The sequence below is a fragment of the Halomonas ventosae genome, from assembly GCF_004363555.1.
In the GTDB taxonomy this organism is placed as follows: domain Bacteria; phylum Pseudomonadota; class Gammaproteobacteria; order Pseudomonadales; family Halomonadaceae; genus Halomonas; species Halomonas ventosae.
Genome location: NZ_SNZJ01000006.1, coordinates 215908 through 222573, shown reverse-complemented (window position 1 = coordinate 222573; position 6666 = coordinate 215908). Strand labels below are relative to the sequence as shown.

Genomic DNA, 6666 nt, shown 5'->3' with positions numbered 1-6666 from the left:
CCGACCCAGAAGGCCAGCCAGCTCCACGAACTCCTGCCTCACCACTGGCAGCACACCGACTGATCACTGGCAAGCGGTGTTGCCCGTTCGCTTACGCAGCTTGCACAGGTTGAGCCAACAGACCTGGTATCTGGTGCTCGAGGGGGAGCAGCAACTGCTTATCCTGAAATTCTGAGTCTTAATCCCCTTTGGGCCTTGCCCCCTACCTACAAGACCTGATGGGGGATCTCTGACGAGCGTCAGTCATGGCAGGGTGGCACCACGACTACCGGAACCCGAGAACGCTTGATAACGCCCTTCGTAATCTTGCCGGCATAGGTGGCAGAGAAGCTGCGCTTGTTGGCCGCGAGCACGATCATGTCACTGTCGGCGCGCTTAGCGAAGTCCGTGATCACCGAAGCGGGATAGCCTTCCAGTACGCTGCGTGTCATTTCCCCATCCCCGAACTCCCCACGCAGATCGGGATGTCGTGACCAGAAGGTCTCGATCTGTTCATCAAGTACCTCGCCGGCCTCCTTGAGGCGTCGTTCCCTTAGGCTCTCGAGTATTCCCCGGTCCGGAATGTTATCCCTGAGGGTGTTCACGACATCATCGGACAGGGACTTGACCGCATGCAGGACGTCAAGCTTGGCTCCGGTGGCAACGGCGAGTCCCACGGCGTGTGCCAGCACCTTATCGCTGTCGGCCCTCAGTCCCACGCAGCATAAGATGCGACGGATACCATGACTCATGATGCTTCCTCCGTAGGCACGGCAGCGGTGCTCCGTGCAGTGGTATCAATGGTGGTTGGTGAGATCTAGCTTAGCGTACACGACAATCCGTGCCGTCAGTCGCAGGTAGTCGGGACCATCAGCGAGATGTTCTCGATCACACCATCGGTGGTCGATCATGTATCAGATTCCATAGCGTATCCACTGATGCCGTATCGACGTCGGGCTGCCGGTAACAGGCGACGACGAGCCTGGGACCTCCCAGCATATCTACCAGGGAGATCAGCTTTCCCGCTATCAGGTCCTCCTCGATCAGACCATTTGGCAGCCAGCCGATACCCAGACCGGCAAGGGTAAGCTCGCGTATGCCAATCGTGAAGGAGGTCTCGCAGACCAGTTCAATATCGTAACGACGTTGGAGATCGTGCAGGTAAGGGTTGGCCAGGACGCTGCCCAGGAAGCTGTCCTCGTCGTAGCCGATCAGCGGCAGGTGTGTCCCCCCCTCGAGATCGAACAGGGGGCGCCCCAACCGATCAGTGGCACATACGGGAATCAGCTGCTCCGTCCCCATCGGAACGCGCTCTATCTCTTCGCGATCAAGGAACAGCTGAGAGCCCTCCAGTTCACTGCACAACAACAAGTCAGCCTCACCTCTCTGGAAGTTGCGGATACAGTCACTGCGATCCGATGTACGGACCTGCAGGCGCGCTTCGGGGGCGCGCTGGCGGAAATAGCGTAACAACCGGGGGAGATAGCTGACAGTAAGCGTGTGCTGTGTGGTGAGGATCGCGCGTGGCCCATGCATTGCATCCGCCCGGATGCGACTGCGCATTGCGTAGAGGCTAGCCAGCCAATCTCGCATGGTTGCTTCATAGGCTTGTGCATGGGCCGTGAGCGACAGTCGTGCCGAGTGGCGATCGATCAGTTCAACGCCCAGCCACTCCTCCAACTGCCGGATACGGCGGGAGAAAGCCGGCTGGGTGACATGCCGCAACTCGGCGGCCTGGGAAAACGTGCCTGCCTCAATCAGCGCAAGAAAGTCTTCAATCCACTCGATTTTCATCTGAATCTTCCGGAGGAGCTTGTTGCGGAAGTGGTATCTGCGGAATATGCAATAATTTAATCGCCGCTGAGTATCTTGGCATTGGTTCGTGCCGGGCGCCCCGTACTAATGTTGAGCCAGACCGGTCAGAGGCGGACGGGGTTGTTCGCCAGACTGTCGACGGCGGTCATTCCGAGAGCACGCTTATGCAACAAATTACTCGCCTGGAGGCTCGTATGCACCTTTCCCGCTTTCCCCGTGTCCGACTCGGCCACATGCCAACTCCTCTTGAGCCCATGGACAACCTAAGTCGCCTTCTGGGTGGTCCGCGCCTCTGGATCAAGCGCGACGACTGCACGGGGCTCTCCACCGGCGGCAACAAGACTCGCAAGCTCGAGTTCCTGATGGCGGATGCCCTCGAGAAAGGTGCTGACACGATCATCACTCAAGGTGCGACCCAGTCGAATCATGCTCGTCAGACCGTAGCGGCAGCCTGCAAGCTGGGCCTCGGGTGCCATATCCTGCTCGAGGATCGCACCGGGAGCCACGACCCCGCCTACAACTACAATGGCAACGTCTTCCTCGACCAGTTGCACGGCGCCACCGTCGAGAAGCGCCCCGGCGGCGCCGACATGGCAGCCGAGATGGAGACCCTGGCCGAACAGCTGAAGGGCGAGGGCAAGACCCCCTATATCATTCCCGGTGGCGGCTCCAACGAGATCGGTGCCCTGGGCTATGTCAATGCCGCACTGGAGCTGCTGGCCCAGGCCAATGACATGGGCCTGCAGATCGATCACCTGGTGCACGCGACCGGCAGTGCCGGCACTCAGGCCGGCCTGGTTACCGGCTTGGCTGCCTGCAACTCTGGCATCCCGGTGCTCGGTGTCGGTGTCCGTGCGCCCAGGGACAAGCAGGAGGCCAATGTCTTTGCGCTGGCCCAGAAGACGGAAGCCAAGCTCGGCCTGAGCGGTGTGGTGTCACGCGAGCATGTGGTAGCCAACTGCGACTACGTCGGTGAGGGCTATGGCATCCCCACCGAGAGCATGGTCGAGGCCGTCACCCTGTTGGCCCGTCATGAGGGCATCCTGCTCGACCCGGTCTACTCCGGCAAGGGCATGGCGGGCCTGATCGACCTGATCCGCAAGGGCCAGTTCAAGGAGGGCGCGAATGTGGTGTTCCTCCACACCGGGGGCAGTGTTGCGCTGTTCGGATACCCCGATGCCTTCGGGTTCCCCGACTACCAGGCCTGATGATCGGCCTATGCCGCGAGATGGTTCCTACCTCCGGGACCCGCACCCCCCGGGGGATTCCAAGAGTATCCCAAGCCGATAGCTCCATTGCGGAGAACACAATGACAATTCGACATCTCAAGTCTGCCGAGGGCGCCGAGGGCGTCGCCGCCGAGGATCAACGTGTCACCACCGCGGTGCGTCAGATGCTCGACGATATTCGCGAGCGAGGCGAGCAGGCCGTGCGCGAGTACGCCGAGAGGTTCGACGGTTGGACCGACGATTTCGTCCTGAGCGACGAGAAGCGTCAGCGTCTCATCGACAGCGTTCCCCAGTCGGTTAAGGACGACATCGACTTCGCCCACCGCCAGATTCGCCGATTCGCCGAGGCGCAGCGCGATAGTCTGACCTCCTTCGAGATCGAGACCGAGCCCGGCGTATTGCTCGGGCAGCGTGTGCTGCCGGTCGGCTGTGCCGGCTGCTACATCCCGGGGGGGCGCTATGCGCATGCGGCCTCGGCGTTGATGAGTGTCGCAACCGCCAAGGCGGCCGGTGTCCCCCACGTGGTGGCCTGCTCGCCGCCCCGGGGTGAGAGCATCAACCCGGCTGTGGTGTATGCCCTGCATGTTGCCGGCGCCGACATGATCCTCGAGATGGGCGGCGTTCACGCCATGGCGAGCATGGCCTTTGGCCTGTTCGGTGGGCGTGAGGCCGATATCCTGGTTGGCCCGGGGAATGCCTATGTGGCCGAAGCGAAGCGCCTGCTGTTCGGGCAGGTCGGCATCGACGTCTTTGCCGGTCCGACCGAATCGGCTGTCATCGCCGACGACACGGCGGATCCCATGTCAATTTCCGTCGATCTGGTCTCGCAGGCCGAGCATGGCACCAATTCGCCGGTGTGGCTGTTCACCACCAGTGAAGCCCTGGGGCGCAAGGTCATGGAACTGGTGCCCAAAGTTGCCAACGACATGCCCAATGCCGACGTGATCCATGCCGCCTGGCGCGATCATGGCGAGGTGATTCTGGGGGACTCGCGCGAGGAGATTGTCGAAGTCAGTGATCGTTACGCCTGCGAGCATCTGCAGGTACTTTGCGAGGACCTCGGCTGGTGGAAGGAGCACCTGAGCAACTACGGCTCGCTGTTTCTCGGCGAGGGTAGCACCGTGACCCATGGCGACAAGTGCTCGGGCACGAACCACATCCTGCCGACCAAGCGCGCCGGTCGCTATAGCGGTGGCCTGAACGTGCACAAGTTCATGAAGGTGCTGACCACCCAGCAGCTGAGCGAGGAAGCCAACCGCACGTTCAGTGCCGTGGGCTCACGTATTTCCCGCGTCGAGGGGATGGAAGGTCACGCTCGCGCCTGCGACTGGCGTCTGACCAAGTACTTCCCTGACGAGCAGTGGGATTTCCCCGTCCACCACCAGCAGCGCTACTGAGGCAGGTCACATGCGCCGTTTCTCGAAATCCTTTACCCAGCAGGAGCCGATCTCCGAGGCCGCAATCGCAGCCGCGGTGGCAGTGATGCGCACCGGGCGACTGCATCGCTATAACCTGGTTGAAGGGGAGAAAGGAGAGACCGCCCTGCTGGAGCAGGAGTTTGCCGATAGCCTGGGAGTTCCCTACGTCCTGGCCTGCGCTTCCGGGGGCTATGCCCTCCAGCTTGCGCTGCGCGCCTGTGGGCTCCACCGCGGGGATGCAGTGCTGTGCAACGCCTTCACGCTGTCACCGGTGCCGGGCAGCATCCATGCGGCAGGTGGCAAGGCCGTGCTGGTGGACATACTCGAGGATACCACCGTCGATCCCGATGACCTCGCTGCTGCGGCGAAGGAAACAGGAGCCCGCTTTTTCATGCTCTCGCACATGCGCGGCCACATCGGGGACATGGACGCCATCATGGCCGTGTGCGAAGCCCATGGGATCACCCTGATCGAGGACTGTGCCCACACCATGGGAGCCACCTTCGACGGCAGGCCGAGCGGCACCTTTGGCAAGGTGGGTTGCTTCAGCACCCAGACCTACAAGCATCTCAACTCCGGCGAGGGCGGCTTGCTGAGCACGGAGGATCCCGAGGTGATGCGGCGGGCCGTGATCATGTCAGGGTCCTACATGCTCTACGACCGTCACCTGGCGGCACCGGATGCCGAGACCTTCAGCGAGACGCGAATGGTGACGCCGAACATGAGCGGACGGATGGACAACCTGCGGGCGGCGATCCTGCGCCCGCAGCTGGCCGAGCTCGAGTCTCGCAGGCAGCGCTGGAATACGCTCTATCGTCGCTTGGAAGCGGGCCTTACCGAAATGGCTCCGGTCCGGACCATTCCACGGCACGAGAAGGAGGGCTTCGTCGGTAGTTCGATCCAGTTCAAGCTGCCCTCCCTTGCCCACGAGGAGATAGCACGGTTCATCTCCGGCTGTGAGGCCCGTGGCATTCCACTCAAGTGGTACGGCAAGGCGCTACCGGAAGATTACACCAGCCGATACGACAGCTGGGGCTATCTCTCCGCACCCCGTCCTCTGCCGAATGCCGATCGAATACTGGCCACACTATGTGACCTTAGACTTCCGTTGACGTTTGATGAAGGGGACTGTGACGACATCGTCCAGTTGATGGGCGACGCCATGGATCAGGCAACCGACAAGACTACCACCGCGTAGTACCAACCCGATGAAGATTGGAGTGACAACAATGTTCAAGAAAACTCTCTTGGCCTCCGCTGTTCTTGCCACCCTGACTGCGCATGCCGCCCAGGCAGAGACGACCTTCAAGGTCGGCATGGGGGACCCGATGGATTCCGACCAGGGGGCGTTGGCACAGCGTTTCGAGGAGTTGGTCGAAGAGCTCTCCGGGGGCGAGATGCAGGTCGAGCTGTTCCCCGGTGGGCAGCTCGGTTCCGAGACGGGCATGATCCAGGATACTCGCATCGGCAAGCTCGACTTCGCCCTGATCGGCGTGGGTAACTTGACCCCCTATGCCCCGCGGCTCGGTGCCTTGACCATGCCCTACGCGATCCGCAGTCACGCCGATGCGGTCAAGGCTACCACGGGGCCGCTGGCGGACCGCTGGAATGCAATCGCCGAAGAGGAAGCCGGCGTACATATCGTCAGCTGGCTATATTCCAACTTCCGCTACCTCACCAACTCCGAAAGGCCCGTGACCACCCTGGAGGATATCGAGGGGCTCAAGATCAGGGTGCCTCAGAACGAGCTGATGCTGGCCACTTACGAAGCCTGGGGTGCCAGCCCGATCAGCATGTCCTGGCCCGAGGTGTTCACCGGCTTGCAGCAAGGCGTGATCGATGGCCAGGACAATCCCTACATCGTGAACTACACGATGAAGTTCCACGAAGTGCAGGATTACCTCACCGAAGTCCACTACCAGTACTCCCTCCAGCCGATCGTGATGGGTGTCAGGACCTACGAGAAGCTGAGTGACGAAGAGCGCGCGATCATCGATCGTGCCGGACTCGAAGCCCAGCTGTATGCGCTGCAGTTCCAGCTGACCGAAGCCTCCAAGGCTCGTGCCGGCATGGAGGCGGAAGGTGTCGAGGTAACGACCCTGGAAGATGAGGAGGAGTGGGTTCGAATTGCCAAGGAAGAGGTCTGGCCGGAGTTTTACGACGAGATCGGTGGTCAGGAAGCCTTCGAGGAAATGCAGAAAGCATTGGGCCACTGAGTGAGGCTG

6 protein-coding genes are annotated in these 6666 nt (G+C 61.4%); 4 read left to right on the top strand and 2 right to left on the bottom strand.

Features of this window, described 5'->3' with window-relative positions:
* Positions 1–239: 239 nt before the first annotated feature.
* Positions 240–731, bottom strand: a complete 492-nt coding sequence (locus DFP85_RS07360) for a universal stress protein (protein WP_133635647.1) — start codon at positions 729–731, stop codon at positions 240–242.
* Positions 732–867: 136 nt separating this feature from the next.
* Positions 868–1773, bottom strand: coding sequence for a LysR family transcriptional regulator (locus tag DFP85_RS07355; RefSeq protein WP_133635646.1), 906 nt, complete (start codon positions 1771–1773; stop codon positions 868–870).
* A gap of 185 nt (positions 1774–1958) precedes the next feature.
* Here DFP85_RS07355 and cuyA point away from each other — a divergent pair, with 185 nt between their 5' ends.
* The 4 genes from cuyA (at position 1959) to DFP85_RS07335 (ending at position 6657) form a co-directional block, all read left to right on the top strand.
* Positions 1959–3002 carry a D-cysteate sulfo-lyase gene (cuyA, locus tag DFP85_RS07350; RefSeq protein ID WP_341776969.1) on the top strand — a complete coding sequence of 348 codons (1044 nt, stop codon included), beginning with the start codon at positions 1959–1961 and terminating at the stop codon, positions 3000–3002.
* 101 nt (positions 3003–3103) lie between these two features.
* Positions 3104–4420 carry a histidinol dehydrogenase gene (gene hisD / locus DFP85_RS07345; protein WP_133635663.1) on the top strand — a complete coding sequence of 439 codons (1317 nt, stop codon included), beginning with the start codon at positions 3104–3106 and terminating at the stop codon, positions 4418–4420.
* A 10-nt stretch (positions 4421–4430) separates the two neighbouring features.
* Complete coding sequence (locus DFP85_RS07340; RefSeq protein WP_133635644.1) at positions 4431–5639, top strand: DegT/DnrJ/EryC1/StrS family aminotransferase; 1209 nt, start codon at positions 4431–4433, stop codon at positions 5637–5639.
* Positions 5640–5670: 31 nt separating this feature from the next.
* On the top strand, positions 5671–6657 hold the full coding sequence (locus DFP85_RS07335) for a TRAP transporter substrate-binding protein (protein WP_133635643.1): 987 nt from the start codon (positions 5671–5673) through the stop codon (positions 6655–6657).
* The last annotated feature ends 9 nt before the right edge of the window (positions 6658–6666 follow it).

Excerpts from the sequence above, each read along its gene's own strand:
- DFP85_RS07360 (WP_133635647.1), bottom strand. The coding sequence starts at position 731 with ATGAGTCATGGTATCCGTCGCATCTTATGCTGCGTGGGACTGAGGGCC.
- DFP85_RS07355 (WP_133635646.1), bottom strand. The coding sequence starts at position 1,773 with ATGAAAATCGAGTGGATTGAAGACTTTCTTGCGCTGATTGAGGCAGGC.
- cuyA (WP_341776969.1), top strand. The coding sequence starts at position 1,959 with ATGCAACAAATTACTCGCCTGGAGGCTCGTATGCACCTTTCCCGCTTT.
- hisD (WP_133635663.1), top strand. The coding sequence starts at position 3,104 with ATGACAATTCGACATCTCAAGTCTGCCGAGGGCGCCGAGGGCGTCGCC.
- DFP85_RS07340 (WP_133635644.1), top strand. The coding sequence starts at position 4,431 with ATGCGCCGTTTCTCGAAATCCTTTACCCAGCAGGAGCCGATCTCCGAG.
- DFP85_RS07335 (WP_133635643.1), top strand. The coding sequence starts at position 5,671 with ATGTTCAAGAAAACTCTCTTGGCCTCCGCTGTTCTTGCCACCCTGACT.